Genomic DNA, 20,348 nt, shown 5'->3' with positions numbered 1-20,348 from the left:
CCGCGCCCCATAATCCCGGGCGATGGACACCTCGATGACCTCCTCCCTTAGCCTGGAACTGGCGCTGGTCCTGCTGCTCGCCGCGATCATCGCGGTGCCGCTGTTCCGCAAGCTGGGGCTGGTCGCGGTGCTGGCCTACCTGGCCACCGGCGTGCTGCTGGGGCCGGACGGGATCGGGGTGGTCAGCGAGCCGGACCGGATCCTGGCGGCGTCGGAGATCGGCGTGGTCATGCTGCTGTTCGTGATCGGGCTGGAGCTGTCGCCCAAACGGCTGGCGCTGATGCGGCGGCAGGTGTTCGGTGCCGGAACTACGCAGGTGCTGCTGTCGGCGCTGCTGCTGGGTGCCGGGCTGCTCGCCTACCACGTGCACTGGAAGGGCGCGCTGGTCGCCGGGATCGGGCTGGCCCTGTCTTCCACCGCCGTGGGCCTGCAGCTGCTGGCCGAGCGCAAGCAGCTGGCCAGCGACTTCGGCCGGCTGGCGTTCGCGATCCTCCTGTTCCAGGACCTGATCGCGATTCCCCTGTTGGCCGTGATCCCACTGCTGGGCGGGGTGAAGAACGAGACGCTGACCTGGACGATGGTCGGCCATGCGCTCGGCGCGCTGGCGCTGGTCTACTTCGGCGGCCGCCTGCTGATGCATCGTGCCTTGCGGATCGTGGCCGGTACGCAGGCGCCGGAAGTGTTCACCGCCACCGCCCTGCTGGCGGTGCTGGGTAGCGCCTGGATCATGCAGCAGGCCGGGCTGAGCCCGGGCCTGGGCGCCTTCATCGCCGGCGTGCTGCTGGCCGATTCCGAATACCGGCACGAACTCGAATCGCAGATCCAGCCGTTCAAGGGCCTGCTGCTGGGACTGTTCTTCATCGCCGTGGGCATGGGCATCGACCTGGACCGGATCGCCGCCGAGCCCGGCCTGGTCGCCAGTGGCGTGGCCCTGCTGTTGCTGGTGAAGTTCACCGTGCTGTTCGGCGTGGGCCGCGCCGCCGGCCTGTCGGCCAGCCATGCACTGATGCTGGGCGGCACCTTGTGGCTGGGCGGCGAGTTCGCGTTCGTCGTGTTCCAGGAGGCTTTGCGCGTGGGGCTGGTGTCGACCGAGAACCACGACCGGCTGGTGGCGGTGGTCGGTGTGTCGATGGCGCTGATGCCGCTGCTGCTGCTGGCGCTTGACGGACGCATGCGTCGCCTCGAGGCCCACCATCCGCAACCCGAACCCCGGCATTTCGACGTCCCGGACGCGGCCTCGCACCCGCCGGAAGTGGTGATCGCCGGTGTCGGCCGTTTCGGCCAGATCGTGGCGCGGCTGCTGGCCGCCCAGCGCATTCCTTACGTGGCCCTGGACAGCAGCGCCGAACAGGTCGAAGACGTGCGCCGCAGCGGTGGCCGCATCTTCTACGGCGATCCGACCCGACCGGACCTGCTGCGCGCGGCAGGCGCCGACCATGCGCGGCTGTTCGTGATCTGCACCGACGATCCGGACAGCAACCTGCGCGCGGTGCGCCTGATCCGCCGCCTCTACCCGCACGCGAAGATCCTGGCGCGGGCGCGCAACCGCCAGCATGTATGGCGATTGATGGACCTCGGCGCCGAGCCCTTCCGCGAACTGCTCGGGACCAGCCTGGAAGTGGGCGAGCGCGTGCTGCTGGAACTGGGCGTGCCGGCGGATGTCGCCGCTGATCATGTGCAGCGCTTCCGCGAACACGACGAGACGCTGCTGCGCGACCAGTACCTGGTGTACGACGACGACGCGGCGGTGGTGCAGAACGCACGCGAGGCACGCAGGGACCTGCAGCGGCTGTTCGAGGCCGATTCGGGCGATGGCCCGGGGTTGGCGCCGGATTCCGGCGATTCGCCGGAAAGCACCGATCCGACCCGGTAGCCATACGGCTCGACCGCGTCGCACGCGGCGATCCGGCAGCCTCCCGCCCAGGCAGGCGTTTCGCGCAAGGAGGAAGCGCAGGCAGCGCTCCGCAGGGGCGCCTCAGCCGCGTGGTTCGCGCAGGAACCTGGCCATGGAAACGCCGGTCTGGGCCGGTGCGAATTCGCCGGCTACATCGACGAAGCCGCGCATCACCGCGATCTCGCGCGGACTGCGGTTGAGCGTATCGCGCAGGTCCGGGTCGGCGCCGGCGCGCAGCAGGCGCTGGACCACGCCGCGCAGGCCATGCAGTGCGGCCAGGTGCAACGGACCGAAGCCACGCGGATCCTGCACTTCCAGCGACACGCCCTCCTCCAGCAGCCGTTCCAGGCCGGCCAGGACCACGTTCTCGTCGCAGGCACCGCCGGGTTCGGCACGCGCACCCAGCAGCAGCAGCAGGGGCGTCACGCCGCCGGCGGCCGGCATGTCCGCCTCGGCGCCGGCCAGCAGCAGGGTGTCGAACAATGCGAGCAGGCGGGTGCGGTCGCGGCCGGTGAATCCGTAGAGCGCGGCACAGTGCAGCGGTGCCAGGCCCTGGCTGTCGCCTGCATCGATGTTGGCGCCGGCGGTGAGCAGGCGCGCGGTGATGTCGGCCAGGCCCAGCGCCGAAGCGAGCATCAGCACGGTCACGCCGCCGGGCAGGCGGTGTTCGAGATCGGCGCCGGCATCCAGCAACGCGGTCACGATCGCGGTCTGGCGCATGCTCACCGCGGCCGACAGCGGCGTGGCGCCACTGTGCGCGGCGTGCTGCGGGTCGGCGCCGCGTGCCAGCAGCAGGTCGACCGCCGCGGCATGGCCACCGCCGGCTGCACGCAGCAGGCCGGTGCAGCCCTGCGCATCGACCGCATCGACCGGGAAACCGAGCTCGAGCAAGCGCCGCACCGCGTCGGCATCGCCGGCCATCGCCGCCGACACCACGTCGGCTTCGCGCAAGGGCCGCTTTGGCAGCGGCCATACGCGCCAGTCGAGCCAGTCGGCAAGATCGCGGCGGCCGCTGGCCAGGGCGACGCCCAGCGGCGTCTGCCCGTCGGCGGCGCGCGCATCGGGCGAGGCGCCCTGGGCAACCAGCCGGCGCAACGCGGATTCGCGGCCCAATGCCGCGGCCAGGTGCAGCGCGGTCATGCCGTGGCTGTCGCGGACCTCGCGGTCCACGCCGGCGTCGAGCAGGGCATCGAGCAGGCGCAGCCAGCCCAGGCGCACCGCCAGCGACAGCGCGGGGTCGCCACCGGCGGAAGGCGCGAACGGATCGGCACCCTGCGCGAACAGGTCGAGCGCCAGCTGCTCGTGGCTGCGCTGGGCCTGGTCGCGCTGCACGCACGCGGCGAGCAGGCGCGCCAGTCCGCCGGCACCGGCCGGCGAGGCGCCATGGCCGAGCAGGACCTGGATCGCGGCGGCGGCATCGCCTCCCTCACCGAGCAGCGCGGTCAACGCGGTCTCGCCGTCGATGGCCACTTCCGGGTCGGCGCCGTGCGCCAGCAGCCACTCGACCATCCCCGCGTGCGTACGCAAGGTCGGGTCGTGCAGCAGGCCGCCCAGTTCGGACGGCGCGCACAGCCGGGCCAGCGCCGCCAGCCCTTCCATGCGTCCCGCCTGCAGGCCATCGCGCAGCAGCGCCAGCGGCGGCCGCTCGTCGACCGGATTTTCCGCCGCGGCCTCGGCCACCGCCGCGGGCAGCGGATAGGCCGGATCGAGCGCGGCGACGATCGACCAGCGTCCGGATTCTGCGGCGATATCGATCGCGCGACGTCCACCGTGGTCGGCCTGCGCCGGATCCACGCCCAGCTCGAGCAGGCGCCGCACCAGCGCCAGCGAAGCCTGTTCGGCGCCGGCGGCGAGGGCCAGGGCGTTGCGTCCCTCGGCATCGGTGGCGGCCACGTCGATCCGCTGCGCGGCGAGATGTTCGACCACGCCCCCGCGCAGCGCGCGTGCCGCCTCCAGCCAGGGCGTGCGCCCGGCGGCGTCGCGGACCTGCGGGTCGGCGCCGGCGGCCAGCAAGGCGGCGACGATGTCCGCATGCCCGGCCAGCGCGGCTTCGTGCAGCGCGGTGCGGCCGTTGCGGCCGGGCATGGCGACTTTCGCCTTGAACTTCAGCAGCAGCTGCACGCCGGCCGTGTCGTCTTCTTCGGTCGCCGCGGCGGCCAGCAGGGCCGGCTGGCCGTCCACCGGTTCGGGCCTGGCGCCGCGTTCGAGCAGGAACCTGGCCAGCCGCCAGTTGCCGCTGGCACAGGCCACGCCCAGCGGCGAGAAGCCTTCGTGGTTGAGCGCATCGATCTCGGCAGCGGCGTCGCGCAGCAAGGCGGCCACGCCCGGATCGGTGCTGCGCGCGGCGTGGTGCAGCGGGGTATTGCCCTCGGTGTCGGCGGCCCGCGGATCGGCGCCGTTGGCCAGCAGGGTCATCACCGCCTCGGGACGGCCATGCCAGCTGTCGCGGGTCGCGGCCAGCAGCGGGGTCATGCCCGCACTGCCACTGTTGAGGTCCACGCCACGCACGATCAGCGCGCGCAGCAGGCGCAGGTCCGGCAGTACCGCCGCCAGCGCAGCCAGGCTGCGCTGGTCGCGCTCGCCGGCCGGGGGCGCGGCATGCGCGTCGGCGCCGGCATCCAGCAGCTGCAGGGCGCGATCGACGCGCCCGGTGCGGGCGGCGGCATGCAGTTCGGCGGCCAGCGCACCCGGATCACCCGTGAGGACCTCGGGCAGGGATTCGGCCGGCGGCGCGTCGGCCGCGGCAAGGAATTCGAGGGGCCCGGCCAGGGTGCGCGGCGCGGGCGCCCGCTGCAGGACCAGGTGCAGGGCCGGCTGCGCCAGGGCGAGCACCGCGGCCACGGCCCAGCGTGCAGGGGAGTCGAGCAGGCCCGGCCAGCCCAACAGCAGCAGGCCACCCAGGATCGCGGCCACGGCGCCGGCGGCGCCGAGCCCGGCCCAGGTGCCGGTCTCCTGCTGCGCCAGCCGCCGCCACGCGGTGCCAAGGTGCACGGCCTCGCGCTCCAGGGCCTGCCAGACCGGCCAGGTCCGCCACAGGCCGAGCAGCACCATCGCGCCCATCGCGCTGGCGCCCAGCGCGGCACCGAGGCCGCCGCTCTGGCGCAGGGCCTGCAGTGGCCAGGCCAGCAGCACAAGGGTGAACAGCAGGCCCAATCCCCACAGCAGCGACAGGCCGGACAGCGCCGGCTTCAGCGCGCGCAGGTCCGCAGGCACGGGCCGGGTGCCGGTCCACCAGGACACCGCAAGCGCCAGCAGCAGCTGGGCCAGCAGTCCGGGCAACAGCGACACCGGTCCCTCGATACCGGCCAGCACGCCCAGCGCGATGCCGGCGACACCGGCGCCCAGCGCGAAACGCCGCGAGCGTGGAAGGGCCTCAGCCATCGTCACGCACCGGCGGCGTGCCCGGTGGGAACTGGATGTGGAACCCGCGTGCGGCGAGATTGGTGCGGACCACCGCCGCATCGGCCTGGGCGAGACGGCGCCCGGGAGTCAGCATGACCTCGAGCACGAAGCCCAGTTCGCCCAGCTGCGCGCGCACCGGCTCGGGCACCCGTGTGAAGTCGTCGCGGGTGGCGAGGAACACATAGGTGTCGGCTTTGCGGAGGCTCTTGTAGACGTAGGCTTGCATGCGCGCGTGCCGCGCCCTGCCCTGTGTGGAGGAACCCGGGGATTGTGGATTAAATGCGGCAGGCGCGGAAGCGCGCGACCGCTGCTTCTCGCACTGCGACCGTTCATGTTCCTCCACACCGGACGCACGCGGGGCTGTGGCTATACTCGCCGGCCAGTCCGCCAGCCCGTCCCGCTTGCAACCAGTCCTTCCACCGCGAAGCGGCGCTCCACTCGCCATCACCGCCCATACCGCGACCACCGCGCTCGGGGCGGGCTTGCGTGCGCAACGCGAGGCCCTGCGCGCCGGTCGCAGCGGATTGCGCCGCAACGACTTCGGCCCCGAACCGCGCCTGGACTGCTGGATCGGCCGGGTCGACGGCCTGGAGCAGGTCGCGCTGCCCGCCGCGTTCGGCGAGTGGGAATCGCGCAACCATCGCCTGGCCTGGCACGCGCTGCACCAGGATGGCTTCCTCGACGCGGCCACCGCCGCGGTCGCGCGCCACGGCGCCACCCGCGTGGCGGTGCTGATGGGCACCTCCACTTCCAGCATCGGCGAAACCGAAGCGGCGTACGCGCAGCAGATCGATGGCCGCATCCCCGACGCGCTGGTGCGCCTGCTGGTGCACTCACCACACGCGCTTGGCGATTTCGTCGCACTGGCCACCGGCGCGCGCGGTCCGTGCATGACCGTGGCCACCGCATGCTCCTCCAGCGCGAAGGTCTTCGCACTCGCCGCACGGCTGCTGCACGCCGGGCTGGCCGACGCGGCGATCGTGGGCGGCGTGGACACCCTGTGCGGCAGCGTGCTTTACGGCTTCAACGCCCTGCAGCTGGTCTCGCCCGAGCCTTGCCGGCCGTTCGACGCGCGGCGCGACGGGCTTTCGCTGGGCGAGGCCGGCGGTTTCGCCCTGCTCGAACACGCCGGCGACGCGCGCGCCTGGCTGTGCGGCTACGGCGAATCCAGCGACGCCCACCACATGTCCGCACCGCATCCGCAGGGCCTGGGCGCGCGGCGGGCGATGGCCGATGCCCTGGCCCGCGCCGGGCTCGAGCCGGACGCGATCGGCTATCTCAACCTGCACGGCACGGCCACGCCGGCCAACGACACCGTCGAGGCACAGGCGATCGCCGCGTTGTTCCCCGAGACGCTGCATGCCAGTTCGACCAAGGGCTGGACCGGACACACGCTGGGCGCGGCAGGGATCGTCGAATCGGTGATCGCGCTGCTCGCACTGGAAGACGGCCTGCTGCCGGGCACGCTCAACAGCCGCGAGCCTGATCCGGCCTGCGGTCCACAGGTGCGGTTCCAGACCGTGCAGCAAACCATCGGGTATGCGATGAACAACGCGTTCGGCTTCGGCGGCAACAACTGTTCCCTGGTGTTCGGCCGCGCATGAACCGCACGCCGCCCAGCGTCGGGATCGAAGGCATCGGCCTGTGGGCCGCGCAGGCGCCTTCGTGGGCGGCGTATCGCGCCGTGCTGCACGGCGCGCCGTTGGCCGACGAAGCCGGCTCGCGGCCGGCACCGGCGCTGCTGCCACCGAACGAGCGTCGGCGCGCCCCGGATACGGTGCTGGTCGCGCTCGAAGCCGCACAGGCGGCCTGCATCGATGCCGGGCGCGATCCGGCGACGCTGCCTTCGGTGTTCGTGTCCACCTATGGCGACCTGGCGATCACCGAGAACCTCTGCCAGACCCTGGCCCGCGCACCGCTGGAACTGTCGCCGACCCGTTTCCACAACTCGGTGCACAACGCCGCGGCCGGCTACTGGACGATCGCCAGTGGCGCGATGGCGCCGGCCACCGCGATCAGCGCCGAATTCTCGATGGGCCTCCTCGAAGCGGTGGCGCAGCTCGCGACCGGCGCGCCCGGCGTGCTGCTGGTCGGCTACGACGGCAGTGCCCCCGGCCTGTTGCGCCAAGTGGCGCCGACCGAGGGGCTGCTTGGCGCGGCGCTGGTGCTGGGACCGCCCGCCGCCGGCCGCCCGCGATTGAGCGTATCGCTTGCCGATGGCGAAGCACCCGCCCCCGTCACGCCCATTGCGCCGGGCAATGCCATGGCGCCGATGCTCGCGCTTTTCGAGGCTCTGGCCCGTGGCGCCGGCCACGCGATCCTGCCGGCCGGGGACGGGCGCGTGCTGCACGTGGAGCTGGTCCATGGCTGAACACGGCATGCGCACCGGTGAGGTCGCGGTGGTGATCCCGGCGCTCAACGAAGCATTGCGGATCCGCGAAGTGGTCGAGCAGACGTTGCGCCATTGCCCCTGGGTGATCGTGGTCGACGACGGCTCCGACGACGGCACCGGCGAGCAGCTGCGCGACCTGCCGGTGACCGTGCTGCGCCATCCGCAACGGCGCGGCAAGGGCGCTGCGCTGCGCAGCGGCTTCGCCGAGGCGCATGCCCGTGGCGCGCGCGGCGTGCTGACCCTCGACGGCGACGGCCAGCACGACCCGGCCGACCTGCCACGCCTGCTCGAAGCCGCGGCGCGGCATCCGCGCTGCATCGTGATCGGCGCGCGCCTGCGCCATCGCGCCGCCGCGCCGCCGCACCGGCGCATGGCCAACGCCTTCGGCGACTGGGGCGTGGCCTGGGCCGCGGGCCACCGCATCGCCGACACCCAGAGCGGGCAGCGCTACTACCCGGCCAGCGTCATCGCGCTGGGCGACGTGCCCGGCGAGGATTTCGTGTTCGAGGCGCAACTGCTGATCACCGCGGCGCGCCGGCTCGGCGTGCACTGCGTGTCGGTGCCGGTGGAGACGCGCTACCGCGGCGACGATGGCGGGCCTTTGCGGCGCAGCCACTTCCGTCCGCTGCGCGACCTGTACCGGATCACTTCGCACGTGGTGCGCCAGGTGCTGGCGCACGGCGACGTGTGGAACGAATATCGGCGCGTGCGCGCGCAGGCGCCACGCCTGGATGCGGGTGGCTGAGGTGGGCACCGCACCGGCTGCGGGCTCGATGTCGCGGTAGAGGTTTTTCCTTGGATTCCCTGGGGAGGGGACGCATGACCGGCCTGTTGCTGTTGCAGATCGCCGTGATCCTGGTCGCCGCACGCCTGTGCGGACTGCTGCTGGCCCGCTTCGGCCAGCCGCCAGTGATCGGCGAGATGGCCGCCGGCGTGCTGCTCGGCCAGGTCGTGTTCGGCGCGGCATTGCCGGACGTGCATGCGGCGCTGTTCCCGGTCGCGTCGCAGCCGGCCCTGTCGGGCCTGGCGACGCTGGGCATCGTGCTTTTCATGTTCGTGATCGGCGCCGAGTTGCGTGCACCGGAAGGCGCCCGCGCGCAGGTGCTGGCCGCCACGCGCGTGGCCAGCCTGTCGGCGCTGCTGCCATTCGGACTGGCCCTGCTGGTCGCGCCCCTGTTGCACGGCAACCTCGCACCGGCAGGTGTCGGCTTCTGGCCGTTCGCGCTGTACCTGGCGGTAGCGCTGTCGGTCACCGCATTCCCGGTGCTGGCGCGGATCCTCAAGGACCGTGGCCTGCAGCAGAGCCCGATCGGGCGGCTCGCGCTGTCGGCGGCGGCTTTGCTGGACGTGGGCGCGTGGATCGTCCTGGCGCTGCTGGTCGCGCTCACCGGCGATGGCGGCTGGTCCACGCTGGTGCGCACGCTGTCCGGACTTGCCTTGCTGCTGGTGGTCGTCTACGCCGGGCTCAGGCCGCTGTATGCGTGGCTGCTGCGACACCACGCCAGCGATGGCCGCCCGTCGGGCACCGTGCTGGCCGCGTTGCTGGTCGGCCTGTTCGCCTGCGCGGCGGCGACCGAGTGGCTGCACCTGCATGCGGTGTTCGGCGCATTCGTGTTCGGCACCTGCCTGCCGCGCGACGACCGGCTGGTGCACAGCCTGGTCGAGCGCATCGAGCACCTGGCCCTGGTGCTGCTGATGCCGGTGTTCTTCGCCCTGGCGGGCATGGGCACCACCGCCGACGCCTTCACCTTGGCCGGGCTGGGTGCGTTCGTGCTGATCCTGCTGGTGGCGGTGGTCGGCAAAGTCGCCGGCGGCGGCCTCGGTGCGCGGCTGTCCGGTTACGGCACCCGCGACAGCCTGGCGGTGGGTTCGCTGATGAACGCACGCGGGATGATCGAACTGATCGTGATGAAGGTCGGCCTGGACGCCGGCCTGATCGGGCCGGAGATGTTCACCCTGCTGTTGCTGCTGGCGCTGACCACCACGTTGATGACCGGGCCGCTGCTGAGCCTGCTGGGCCGCGGCTCGACACCGCACGCCGGGCGCGATCCGGGCGGCGAACGCTGACGCGCGTAGTCAGGCCATGCCGCCGTTGATGCCGATCACCTGGCCATTGATGTAGCCGGCGGCATCCGAGCACAGGAACGCGACCAGCGCGGCCACTTCCTCAGGCCGGCCGGCGCGCGCGGCCGGCACCAGCTGCTTCAGCGTTTCGGCGGGGAACTGTGCATCGGCCATCGTGCCTTCGATCACGCCGGGCGCGATGACATTGACGGTGATGCCGCGGCTGGCCATTTCCCGGGCCAGCGACTTGCTGGCCCCATGCAGTCCGGCCTTGGCCGCGGCGTAGTTGGCCTGGCCACGGTTGCCCAGTACCGCCGCCACCGAGGACACGCTGACGATCCGGCCCCAGCGCGCACGCGCCATCGGCAGCAGCAAAGGCCGGGTGACGTGGAAGAAACCGTGCAGGGAAACGTCGATCACGCGCTGCCATTGCGCGTCGGTCATGCCGGCCATCGGTGCATCGTCGTGGACGCCGGCGTTGTTCACGACCACGTCGATGCGGACCTCGCCCAGCAGCGCCTCCAGCGCCGTGGCCACCGCCGCACCGTCGGCGACGTCGAAGGCCACCGCCGTGGCCCGGCCGCCGCGTGCACGGATGGCCTCGGCCACCGCTTCGGCGCGTGCCAGGTTGCCGTGTGCATGCACGACGACGTCCATGCCGGCGTCGGCCAGGGCATGGCAGATCGCGCCGCCGATGTCACCGCTGCCGCCGGTGACCAGCGCGCGTCGGGAAGAGGTCTGCGCGGATTCCATCGACCTATTGTGCCAGCGCCTTGCCGGCCTCAGCGCAACAGGTCGCCGCCCAGCATCGCCGCGGCGCGGCCGCTGGCCAGCAGGCGGCCATCGTGGTGGATGCGGAACGCGTACTGCTGGCTGCTTTCGGAGGCGGCGACGAGTTCGGCCTCCCCCTCCAGCACGCCGGCGAGGTCGTCGATGCGGCTGACCGCGAGCACCACGTCGCGCAGCGCGACCAGCACGCCCGCTGCGGCACGGCCACCCTCCCCGGCTGCCAGCAGGCCGCCGTGCACCGCCATCGCCTGGGCGCCGTACTCGCACAGTGCCAGCGCATGCAGGCGTCCGCGCGCGCGCAGGGGATGGGTCGGGCTGGCGTGGTTCCAGGCCCGCAGGCGGATGCCCTGCGCATCCCACTCCGTGACCTCGTCCCACAGGCACATGCGGCCCTGGTGCGGCACCAGGGCGAGGATGCCCGCGCGATCGAGCACCGGCGCGGTCACGGTGCCGGCCTGCTGGCCGGTGCGCGCGCCACCAGCAGCGCCAGCACGAAATTGAACAGCACGCCCAGCGCCACGGTGCCGCCGATCGCGCGCAGCACCGGGATCGAGGACAGCGCGAGCAGGCTGAACACCAGCAGCGTGGTCAGGCTGCACACGATCACCGCATGCAGCGTACGCAGCTGCTCGTCGCGATCATCGCCGGCGTGGTCGAAGAACAGCGCGTAGTCCAGGCCCAGGCCGGCGGCGAGGATCAGCGAGACCAGGTGGAACAGGTTGAGCTCGACGCCCATCACCCGCAGCACCGCCAGGATCAACAAGGTGCTCAGCGCCATCGGCGCCAGCACGCGCAGCACCCGGCGCGGAGCGCGCAACGCGAGCCAGACCGTGCCGGCCAGCAGCAGGGCCGCCACCGCCAGCGCGGCCAGCAGGCGCACCCGCCACTGCGCCACCAGCGATTCGGATGCCTGCTTGAGGTCGAGCAGCTGCGCGCCGGCGGGGGCCACCGCCGCGGCGAGCGCGGCCGGATCGTGCAGGCCGGTCAGCGAGACCAGCGCAGTCGCATGCTCAGGTCCTTGCAGCAGCAGGCCGGATACGGCCAGCTCCAGCGGCGTTCCAGCCAGGTCGTTCGCGGTGAGCGGTTCGGCCGCGCGGGCGATGGCCACGTCCTCCACGAACGGCGCGAAGGCATCGCCGCGGAACGGCAGGTCCAGCAGCGCCGTGTCGAGCGAGCGCTGCAGCTCCGGCGTATCGGGCAATGCGGCCTGGCGCGCACGCTGGGTCGCCACGCTGGGCAGGTAGCGCGCGGCCAGGTCGTAGCCATCGAGCACGCCGTCCTCCTGCAGGCGCGCCAGCATCGGCGCCAGGCGCTCGGATGCCTGCAGCACCGCCTCGGCATCGGCGCCCTGCATCGCCAGCATGAAGCGCACGTCGGGCGCGCCCAGTTCGGCGCGCAGTTGCGCGTCGCGCGCCAGGTCGGCCGGCGGCACCGGGGTGAGTTTCGACAGGTCGTTCTGCCAGAACGTGCCCGGCGCGAAGGCGATCACGGCCAATGCCAGCGCGGCGATCACCGCCAGCGCCACGCGCGGGCGCGGCAGCCGCTCCACGCCTCGCCACAGCCGCGCGAGCAGCAGCGAATGCGCCGGATCGCGCCGCGCAGGCGTCACCAGCCGCGGCAGCAGCCAGCGCGTGCTGGCGGCCGCGACCGCGAGGCCGGCGATGGTGAACACCGCCAGCTGCTTGAGTCCTTCCACGCCCGAGAACAGGAAGGTCGCGTAGGCAATGCAGGTGGACAGCACCCCGGTCACCAGCGTCGGCCACAACGCACGCACGCTGGCCCGCGGCGACTGGCCCGGGCGCAGGTGGCTGAAGAAATGGATCGGATAATCCTGGGCCACGCCAATGAGGGTGAAGCCGAAGGCGATCGTGATCCCGTGTACGCCGTCGAACAGCAGGGCCACCGCGCCCAACCCGGCCAGGCCGCCGCTGGCCAGCGGCAGCGCGCCGAGCAGCGGGATGCTCCAGCGCCGGTAGGCCAGCCCGAGCAGCAGCAGCAGGCCGATCGTGTCGGCGGTGCCGATCCAGCGCATCTCGCGCTCGGTGCGGTCGCGGATCGCGACGGCGAAGGCACCCGGGCCGGACATTTCGAGGCGGGCGTGATCGCTTTCCGGGGCGTCCTGCGCGCTGGCGCGGAACGCGGCCTGGATCGCCGCCACCGCCGCCTGCTGGCCGGCGCTGTCGAAACCGGCGGCCTGCGTCTGCACCAGCAGCAAAGCCTGGCTGCCGTCGCGATCGAACCAGACGCCGTGGCGCCGCTGCGGCGCATTCGCCGGTTGCCACCGTTCGGCCAGGCGCAGGGTTTCCAGGGTCGGATCGGACGCAAGCAGTGGCTCGACCAGGTCGGCGGCCGGTGAGCCGAGGTCCTGCACGCGCTGCTCCAGCTCGTCGCGCAGGAACGCCGCATCCAGCGGCTGGGTGTCCAACGTCGGCGAAAGCAGGTAGCGGTAGGGACGCAGGTGCACGGGCACCGCGTCGAGGCCACCACTGTCGCCGTTGGCCGCAAGCGCGATCTCCGTGTACGTCGCCAGTGCGCCGCGCATTGCCTGGGAGCGTGCGGCCAGCGCTTCGGGTTCGGCGCCGGAAAGTGCCAGGAGCAGCACGCGCGAACCCGGGCCCTCGCCCAGTTCGTCCACCAGCAGCACCTGGGCCGGCGTGCGTGGCGTGGGCAGGAAGCGACGCAGGTCTTCCTCGACCTTCAGCCCGCGGCCGAGCAGCCAGCCGGCCACCGCCAGCACCAGCAGCCAGGCCACCAGCAAAGCCAGGCGGGAGCGGGTGCGCGTCCCGGCGTCGGTCATCGCTTCGCGCCGCCCGTGCCGTGGCACAGCGCGGCCAGCGCGGCCGCATCGTCGATGCCGGTCGCCGCGGCGGCCGCACCGGCCATCAGCGTGCGCTGCGGCTCGCCCTTGGCCGGGTGGCTCTCCACGCAACGCAGCTCGATGCCGCGGCCGTAGAGGTCGATGTGCCGCAGCGACGTGGCCAGGCGTGGATCGCGCGGCACCAGCCGCAGCGTCCACTGTTCGCGCGCGCCACCGGCCTGCACCGTGTAGGTCTTCTGCAGCAGGTCGCGATCACCGGCCAGCAAAGCGCCGAACCCGGCCTGGATCGCGGCCAGCTCCGGCGCCTGCTGCAGGGCGATGCGTCGTGGCGCTCGGCCCTGGCGCTCGACCACCGCTTCCCCGGCCGCCAGCGTGGTGGTCTCGACATAGGGTGCGTTCACCTGCCGCACCAGGCTGCCGTCCACCTGGCGCCGGTACTCGCCTTCCAGCCGCAGGGGCTTCTTGAGCATCGGCGAATCGCGCAGTTCGACGAACGGCGTGTGGCTGGGCGCGGGGCGCGCCACCGCCTGCAGCACCCAGCCGGCATCCAGCGCGACGGGGGCCGGCTCAGGCGCCGCGGCGCAGGGCAGCGCGACCGCGCACAGCAGGGTCGCCAGGCGCAGGCGCGAGGTCGTGCGTGGATTCATCGGGGCTGTCGCTCCAGAAATCGAAGAAGTTGAACCAGTTGAACGGCGCCAGGCGCGCATGGTGCTCCAGGCGGACCGCGTAATGGGCCACGCACTGCTGCAGCCAGCGGCCACGTTCGCCGCGCGGTGGTAACGGCGAACTCCCATCGGCCGGATCCAGGAATCGCTCGAAGTGCAGGTCGTAGCGGTTGCCGCCTGCATACAGGCCGAAGCACAGCAGCACCGGCGCATGCAGCGCCGCCGCCAGGCGCCACGGCGTGAGCGGAAACCGCGCCGGATGCCCGAGGAAGGGCGCCGTCGCGGTGTCCTCATGCGCCTGCGCGCGATCCACCAGCAACGCGACCAGCTCGCCGGACTGCAGCGCGTGCTGGATCTCCAGCGCGATGGCCGCACCCGGCTGGCTGCCGTCGATCACGCCGCGCGCCAGCGAGGGATCGAGCGTGTCGAAGATTTCAGTCAGCACCGGGTTCTGGGTGCGGTCGAGCACGATCCGCACCTTCAGGCCCGGCCGGCGCCGCGACAGGATCCGCAGCGCATCAAAACTGCCCAGGTGCGAGCCGAACAGCAGCACGCCCTGGCCCTGGTCGACCAGTTCGACCAGCGGCTCCAGGCCGTGCACGCGGATGTCGAAGCGCCAAGTCTGCCCACCCAGCAGGTACACGCGGTCCAGGATGGTCGAGGCGAAGGTGTGGATGTGCCGCGCCACGGCCCACGTGCCTGCCTGGCGTCCGCGCGACCGCGACAGCCAGGCGCGCGAAGCCTCGCGCTCGGGTCCGCGCACGAGCAGGAAGTACAGCGTGATCGGGTACAGGCACAGGCGCGCCAGCGCGCGTCCGCCATGCCGGGCGATGCCCACGATCAGCGCCAGCGAGTGGCGCGTGCCGCCTTCCGGACGGTGTTTCCAGGCAGCTGCCTGCGTACGCGACTCAGTCATGCGCCACGATCTCGCCACGCGCCAGCACGCCCTCGTCGCCGTGTACCTCGAAGCGCCAGCGTGGTGCGGCGCCTTCCAGGAGGATGCGTGCCTCGCGACCCGGCAGCAGCGGACGCAGGAATTTCACCTGGGGCAGGCGTAGCGGGCCGGTCGCCCCGTGCGTGGCCTCCACCGCGGCCAGGACACGCTCCAGCACCACCACGCCGGGCACCAGCGGCCGGCCGGGGAAATGCCCGTCCAGGCAGGGATCGTCGGGGGAAATGGAGAAATGCATCGGCCAAGGATAATCGGCCGGTCGCGCCGCCGGGTGTGGAGGAGCCGCTCAGTTCAGCAGGTCGCGCCAGAACGCCGGGCCCAGCGCGGCCATCTTCCGCGCGAAATCGACGCCGTTGCGGTACGGCCTCACCGGGAAATGGCGCTTGCGGTAATTGAACTCGGCGACCATGAAACCGCCGACCAGGCCGTAGTTGAGCAGGTTTGCGAACCAGGACCAGGCCCAATGCGGTACCGCGATCCAGGGCGTGCGGCCGAACGCATCCAGCACCCCGCCGGGCACCGCCCACAGCGCCAGCAATGCGTTGGCCACGGCCAGGAACGCCAGCAGCAGCGCCCAGGCCGCGGTCAGCCGGCGTGCGTAGGCCAGCAGTCCGGGCGGCGTCTCCCAGCCGGCCTGCGCATACAAAGCGCAGACGATCCGCGTGACCAGCGGCGTGCGAGTCGCCACGAGACTGCGCGCGAACCACCAGGCGAGCCAGGCCGTGAACAGCACGGGGGGCGCCAGCAGCAGCAGATCCAGCCACAGCGTTCCGACCCACCATGACAGGCCCGCCAGCACCGCGGCCAGCAGGGCCAACGCCCACCAGCGCCGGCGCAACAGCGGGGCGGCGAGCATCAGCACGGCCAGGTCTGCCAGCGCCAGCGCCGTCCAGGCGCCTCCGCGGGTGCCGGCCAGATGCGCCAGGAACGGATAGGCCACGCCCAGCACCAGCTGGACCGGGAGGGCGGCCTTGTCGGCCAGCTCGGCGGGAGCGGCAGCGCCGCGCGAATCGGGCTCGCGGTTGTCGGGGTCGGGCCTGTCAGGGTCGCGCCTGTCAGACGCCGCCGGTCCTGCCTTCACGTCAGCTCGCGCGCTGGGACTGGACGTGCGCCGACAGCGCGCGCAGCGAAGCGAAGATGCGCCGGTTGTCCTCGCCCTCCGAGCGCAACTGCACGCCGTAGCGCTTGGCCACCGCCAGCGACAGCTCGAGCGCGTCGATCGAATCCAGGCCCAGGCCGTCGTTGAACAGTGCCGCTTCCGGGTCGATCGCGTGCGGGTCCACGCCCTCCAGGTTCAGGCTTTCCACCAGGAGCTGGGCCAGTTCGCGTTCGGCGTCGGTCTGCTGCGACATCTTTGGTTCCGGGACTGCGCAAGGCCGGCCACGATCCGGCATCGGCCGCCGCCGCGCAAGTCCATTGCACCGTGAACCCGGCCGCGAGCGCCCGGGCTATCATTCATGTCCCTCCACGCGACCGGCCGGCCACCTCCGCATGACCCGCACAGATCCGCCGAATCCACCGTACGCGCCCGACGCGCTGCGGCAGGCGACGGACGTGGCGGCCGGAGCGGCCAGCGCCGACGTGGACGTCCTTGTGATCGGCGGCGGCCCGGCCGGCACCACCGCGGCGACCTTCCTGGCCCGGCGTGGCTGGAAGGTGACCCTGCTCGAGAAGGACGTCCATCCGCGCTTCCACATCGGCGAGTCGCTGCTGCCGATGAACCTGCCGATCCTCGAGCGCCTGGGCGTGCTCGAGCAGGTCAGGCAGATCGGCGTGCACAAGCCCGGTGCGGACTTCCCGATGCGCGGCGACGGCGACAGCGTCAACGTGTTCCGCTTCGACCGGGCGCTGGACGCGAAGTTCGGCTATGCCTACCAGGTCAAGCGCGCCGAGTTCGACACGCTGCTGTTCGACAACGCGCTGGCCAATGGCGTGGATGCGCGCCAGCGGGTCACGGTCGAACGCGTCGACTTCGATGCCGGCGAACGCCCGGCGCAGGTCCGCGCCCGCGACGCCGATGGCAACGCGCTGGTCTTCCGCCCGCGCTACCTGGTCGATGCCAGCGGTCGCGACACCTTCCTCGGCAGCAAGCTGAAGCTCAAGAAGAAGAACCCGGCGCACCAGTCGGCGGCGATCTTCAGCCATTTCCGCGGCGTCACCCGGCGCCCGGGCGAGGAGGCCGGCAACATCACCGTCGAGCGCTTCTCCCACGGCTGGATGTGGCTGATCCCGCTGCGCGACGACGTGATGAGCGTCGGCGCGGTGTGCTTCCCCGAATACCTCAAGACCCGCAAGGGCGACAACGAGTCGTTCCTGATGGACACCCTGCGCGCCACGCCCTCGGTCTGGGTGCGCATGGCCGATGCCGAGCGCATCGCCCCGGTCCACGCCACCGGCAACTATTCCTACACCTGCTCGCGCATGCATGGCCCGGGCTGGGTGATGGCCGGCGATGCGTTCGCCTTCATCGACCCGGTCTTCTCCTCCGGGGTCTACCTGGGCATGAACGGCGGCGAGCAGGCGGCCAAGACCGTCGACGCGATCCTGCGCGACCCGTCGCGCGAGGCCGCCGAGCAGCGCGCGATGGACAAGCGCCTGCGCCGCGGCCTGCGCTACTTCTCCTGGTTCATCTACCGGTTCACCACGCCGGTGATGGAGGCGCTGTTCGCCGAACCGCGCAACCACCTGCAGCTCGAGCAGGCGGTGATCTCGATGCTGGCCGGCGACGTGTTCGACAACCGCGGCGTGCGCTGGCGGCTGCGCGTGTTCCGCCTGGTCTATGCGCTTACGGCCGTCAGCATGGCGCCGCGCGCGCTGGCCGGCTGGTTGCGCCGCCGCCGCCAGGTCGGCGAAGGCTTCAGCGGCGACACGCTGCAGGGTGGCAATCCGTGAGCCGCCCGCAACCGTTCGCCGGCGCGGCGACGCTTCCCGGACTTGAGTTCGGCTACGCCCCCGCCGATACGCGGGCGCGGCAACTGGCCGACCCGCACGTGCTGGCGGTATTCGGCTTCGGCGCGCACGCACCCGTGCTCGACGATCCACGCTGGCTGCGCGTACCGCTGCAGCCGCTGGGCGCGCAGGCCGCGCCGATCGAAGTCTGGCGCAGCGCCGCGCCGGTGCGCAGCGGCCGCGACGGCGACGTGGCGTGGTCCACCGACGGCAACCTGCTGTTCGGCGCACTGGAAATCGACGAACTGGACGACGGCCTGGAAGCCGCCGCGCGCCGCGCCTACGCGCGCCTGGGCGCGTTCCTCGCCGGTGGCGACATGCCGCACCTGCTGCGCATCTGGAACTACATGGATGCGATCACGCTCGGCGAGGAAGACGCCGAGCGCTACCGCCGCTTCTGCGTCGGCCGCGTGGCCGGCATGGAAGCCTTCGATGCGGCACGCCTGCCCGCCGCCACCGCGATCGGCCGTCACGATGGCGTGCGCCGGCTGCAGGTGTACTGGCTGGCCGCCCGCGAACCCGGCCGGCCGGTAGAGAACCCGCGGCAAGTGAGCGCCTACCGCTACCCGCGCCAGTACGGGCCGCAGGCGCCCAGCTTCGCCCGGGCGATGCTGCCGCCCGCGGGGGCCTCGATGCCGCTGCTGCTGTCGGGTACCGCCGCGATCGTCGGCCACGCCTCGCAGCATTCCGGGTCGGTGCAGGCGCAGGTCGACGAAACCCTCGCCAACCTCGCCAGCCTGGTCGATACCGCGCGCCGGCAGTCGCCCGAGCTGCCCGCGGTCCTGGGCGCCGGCAGTCCGCTGAAGGTCTATGTGCGCGACCCGTCGGACGCCGAAGCGGTCGCGGCCCGGCTCGATGCGAGCCTGGATCCGTCGGTGCCGCGCCTGCTGCTGCACGCGCAGGTGTGCCGGCGTGAACTGCTGGTGGAGATCGACGGCGTGCACGGTGCGGCGTCGGCCTGAAGCGCGCGGCGTGACGCTTCGGGCGCACTGCTGAAGTCCGAGTCGATTTCCCCCGCAAGGGTCGTCGAGCCACCGGCGCGCGCTGCCATACTGCAACGCCGTCGGCGACCAGCCGCTTGCACGGCGGCACGCGACCCGTGCGCCGCCACGAATACCGGGGAGTTCCGATGCGCCATCGCCTGCGTCTTGCGGTACTGCTGTCCTGCGCCTTCGCCGTGCCCACGATGGCGTCGACAGCGACCGATCCCACCGATCGCCATGCCGGCGTCGCCCGCATCGATCGCGCGCGCCTGGACCAGGCCCTGCGCGGCTTCGTCGATTCCGGCCAGGTCATCGGCGTATCGGCCCTGGTCTACCAGGACGGGCGCGAGGCCTACGCCGGCGCGTTCGGCCTGGCCGACCGCGAAGCCGGCCAGCCGATGACGCGCGACACCCTGGTGCGCATCTACTCGATGACCAAGCCGGTGACCGGCGTGGCGCTGATGCAGCTGTACGAGCAGGGGAAGTTCCAGCTCGACGACCCGGTGTCGCGTTACCTGCCCGAGTTCGCCGGCGTGCGCGTCTACGCCGGCACGGACGTGCACGGCCAGCCCCTGCTGGAAGCGCCGGCGCGCCCTATTAGCATCCGTGACCTGATGCGCCACACCGCAGGCTTCGTCGACGGCGAAGGCGCGCCGGGACCGGTCGGCGCGCTCTACCGGCAGGCCGCCCCGGAAAGCTACGACAACACCCTGGCCGAGCAGTCGCGGCGCATCGCCAGCGTGCCCCTGCTCTACCAGCCCGGCACGCGCTGGGTGTATTCGCCGGCGGTGGAGATCCAGGCGCGACTGGTCGAAGTGCTGTCCGGGCAATCCTTCAAGCATTACCTGGACCAGCACGTGCTCGGTCCGCTGAAGATGCGCGACACCCGCTACCGCGTGGCCGACGGCGATCGCGGGCGCGTGGCGGCTTTGTACCGACGCAGCGACGACGGGGTGATGACGCGCGACGACCACGAGGCGTGGAAGCTCAACGGCCGCGATACGGCGATGACCCCTGGCAGCTGGGGCCTGGTCTCCAGCCTGGACGACTACATGCGCTTCGCGCGGATGCTGCTCGATGGCGGCGAGCTGGACGGCGCGCGCATCCTGCAGCCCGCCACCCTCCGGCTGATGGCCAGCGACGCGATGCCGGCCAGGACCACGGACCGGTCATGGCTGCCGGGCAAGGGCCAGGTCGGCTTCGGCATCGATTTCGCGGTACGCACCGCGTCGCCGTCGCGCAGCGACGAGGCTTCGGGCGAAGTCGGCGAATTCTTCTGGGACGGCGCGGCCAACACCCTGTTCTGGGTGGATCCGACCAACCGGATCGCGGCCGTGCTGTTCGCGCAGTGGCTGCCGTTCGGCAAGGTGCCGCTGCACAAGGCGTTCCGCGACGCGGTCTACCTCGACGACAGCTCGGCCGCGGCGCCGCGCGACTGAC

General features: G+C 72.2%; 17 protein-coding genes and 1 pseudogene. 8 read left to right on the top strand and 10 right to left on the bottom strand.

Annotated elements, in window-relative coordinates; translation table 11 throughout:
* The first annotated feature begins 34 nt into the window (after positions 1 to 34).
* Positions 35 to 1,873, top strand: a complete 1,839-nt coding sequence (locus tag MNQ95_RS07895; protein ID WP_241952509.1) for a monovalent cation:proton antiporter-2 (CPA2) family protein — start codon at positions 35 to 37, stop codon at positions 1,871 to 1,873.
* Positions 1,874 to 1,975: 102 nt separating this feature from the next.
* Here the strand turns inward: MNQ95_RS07895 and MNQ95_RS07890 are convergent, their stop codons facing one another.
* Positions 1,976 to 5,275 carry an ankyrin repeat domain-containing protein gene (locus tag MNQ95_RS07890; protein WP_241954326.1) on the bottom strand — a complete coding sequence of 1,100 codons (3,300 nt, stop codon included), beginning with the start codon at positions 5,273 to 5,275 and terminating at the stop codon, positions 1,976 to 1,978.
* Positions 5,268 to 5,522, bottom strand: coding sequence for a YcgL domain-containing protein (locus MNQ95_RS07885; RefSeq protein ID WP_162410031.1), 255 nt, complete (start codon positions 5,520 to 5,522; stop codon positions 5,268 to 5,270). Before MNQ95_RS07885 ends, MNQ95_RS07890 begins: the two co-directional genes overlap by 8 nt.
* Positions 5,523 to 5,697: 175 nt before the next feature.
* On the opposite strand from MNQ95_RS07885, the gene MNQ95_RS07880 reads away from it, so the two are divergent.
* The 4 genes and pseudogenes from MNQ95_RS07880 to MNQ95_RS07865 all read left to right on the top strand — a co-directional run bounded on the left by MNQ95_RS07880 (position 5,698) and on the right by MNQ95_RS07865 (position 9,810).
* On the top strand, positions 5,698 to 6,900 hold the full coding sequence (locus MNQ95_RS07880; RefSeq protein ID WP_241954325.1) for a beta-ketoacyl-[acyl-carrier-protein] synthase family protein: 1,203 nt from the start codon (positions 5,698 to 5,700) through the stop codon (positions 6,898 to 6,900).
* Positions 6,897 to 7,667 (top strand): beta-ketoacyl synthase chain length factor, encoded by a 771-nt coding sequence (locus MNQ95_RS07875; protein WP_241954324.1) that lies wholly within the window; start codon positions 6,897 to 6,899, stop codon positions 7,665 to 7,667. Before MNQ95_RS07880 ends, MNQ95_RS07875 begins: the two co-directional genes overlap by 4 nt.
* The gene (locus tag MNQ95_RS07870) at positions 7,660 to 8,433 is read left to right on the top strand and encodes a glycosyltransferase family 2 protein (protein WP_241954323.1); all 774 of its coding nucleotides are present in this window, start codon (positions 7,660 to 7,662) and stop codon (positions 8,431 to 8,433) included. Before MNQ95_RS07875 ends, MNQ95_RS07870 begins: the two co-directional genes overlap by 8 nt.
* A gap of 74 nt (positions 8,434 to 8,507) precedes the next feature.
* Positions 8,508 to 9,810: pseudogene (locus MNQ95_RS07865) on the top strand (cation:proton antiporter).
* On the opposite strand, the gene fabG reads toward MNQ95_RS07865, so the two are convergent.
* From fabG to MNQ95_RS07825, 8 genes are all read right to left on the bottom strand, one after another.
* Positions 9,765 to 10,505 (bottom strand): 3-oxoacyl-ACP reductase FabG, encoded by a 741-nt coding sequence (gene fabG / locus MNQ95_RS07860; RefSeq protein WP_241954321.1) that lies wholly within the window; start codon positions 10,503 to 10,505, stop codon positions 9,765 to 9,767. The pseudogene MNQ95_RS07865 and the gene fabG overlap by 46 nt on opposite strands.
* A gap of 29 nt (positions 10,506 to 10,534) precedes the next feature.
* Complete coding sequence (locus tag MNQ95_RS07855) at positions 10,535 to 10,927, bottom strand: hotdog family protein (RefSeq protein WP_241954391.1); 393 nt, start codon at positions 10,925 to 10,927, stop codon at positions 10,535 to 10,537.
* A gap of 56 nt (positions 10,928 to 10,983) precedes the next feature.
* A complete protein-coding gene (locus MNQ95_RS07850; RefSeq protein ID WP_241954320.1) occupies positions 10,984 to 13,338 on the bottom strand; it encodes an MMPL family transporter in 2,355 nt (784 codons plus the stop codon).
* Positions 13,335 to 14,006, bottom strand: coding sequence for a LolA-related protein (locus MNQ95_RS07845; protein WP_241954319.1), 672 nt, complete (start codon positions 14,004 to 14,006; stop codon positions 13,335 to 13,337). The genes MNQ95_RS07850 and MNQ95_RS07845 overlap by 4 nt, the downstream gene beginning before the upstream one ends.
* A complete protein-coding gene (locus tag MNQ95_RS07840; RefSeq protein ID WP_241954318.1) occupies positions 13,927 to 14,940 on the bottom strand; it encodes a lysophospholipid acyltransferase family protein in 1,014 nt (337 codons plus the stop codon). The genes MNQ95_RS07845 and MNQ95_RS07840 overlap by 80 nt, the downstream gene beginning before the upstream one ends.
* Entirely contained in the window at positions 14,933 to 15,214 is a 282-nt protein-coding gene (locus MNQ95_RS07835) for an ApeI family dehydratase (protein WP_162410040.1), read from the bottom strand. Before MNQ95_RS07835 ends, MNQ95_RS07840 begins: the two co-directional genes overlap by 8 nt.
* A 48-nt stretch (positions 15,215 to 15,262) precedes the next feature.
* A complete protein-coding gene (locus MNQ95_RS07830) occupies positions 15,263 to 15,958 on the bottom strand; it encodes a COG4648 family protein (RefSeq protein WP_202922850.1) in 696 nt (231 codons plus the stop codon).
* A 100-nt stretch (positions 15,959 to 16,058) separates the two neighbouring features.
* The gene (locus MNQ95_RS07825) at positions 16,059 to 16,328 is read right to left on the bottom strand and encodes a phosphopantetheine-binding protein (RefSeq protein WP_162410041.1); all 270 of its coding nucleotides are present in this window, start codon (positions 16,326 to 16,328) and stop codon (positions 16,059 to 16,061) included.
* A 139-nt stretch (positions 16,329 to 16,467) separates the two neighbouring features.
* Between MNQ95_RS07825 and MNQ95_RS07820 the strand changes: the two genes are divergently transcribed.
* From MNQ95_RS07820 to MNQ95_RS07810, 3 genes are all read left to right on the top strand, one after another.
* Positions 16,468 to 17,868, top strand: coding sequence for an NAD(P)/FAD-dependent oxidoreductase (locus MNQ95_RS07820; protein WP_241954317.1), 1,401 nt, complete (start codon positions 16,468 to 16,470; stop codon positions 17,866 to 17,868).
* Positions 17,865 to 18,887, top strand: coding sequence for a chorismate transformation FkbO/Hyg5 family protein (locus tag MNQ95_RS07815; protein WP_241954316.1), 1,023 nt, complete (start codon positions 17,865 to 17,867; stop codon positions 18,885 to 18,887). Before MNQ95_RS07820 ends, MNQ95_RS07815 begins: the two co-directional genes overlap by 4 nt.
* A gap of 167 nt (positions 18,888 to 19,054) precedes the next feature.
* Complete coding sequence (locus tag MNQ95_RS07810; RefSeq protein ID WP_241954315.1) at positions 19,055 to 20,347, top strand: serine hydrolase domain-containing protein; 1,293 nt, start codon at positions 19,055 to 19,057, stop codon at positions 20,345 to 20,347.
* The last annotated feature ends 1 nt before the right edge of the window (position 20,348 follow it).

The organism is Pseudoxanthomonas daejeonensis (assembly GCF_022637495.1).
Lineage (GTDB): Bacteria > Pseudomonadota > Gammaproteobacteria > Xanthomonadales > Xanthomonadaceae > Pseudoxanthomonas > Pseudoxanthomonas daejeonensis.
Note: the sequence above shows the minus strand (reverse complement) of the source record. Positions and strands in the feature narration are given on the sequence as shown.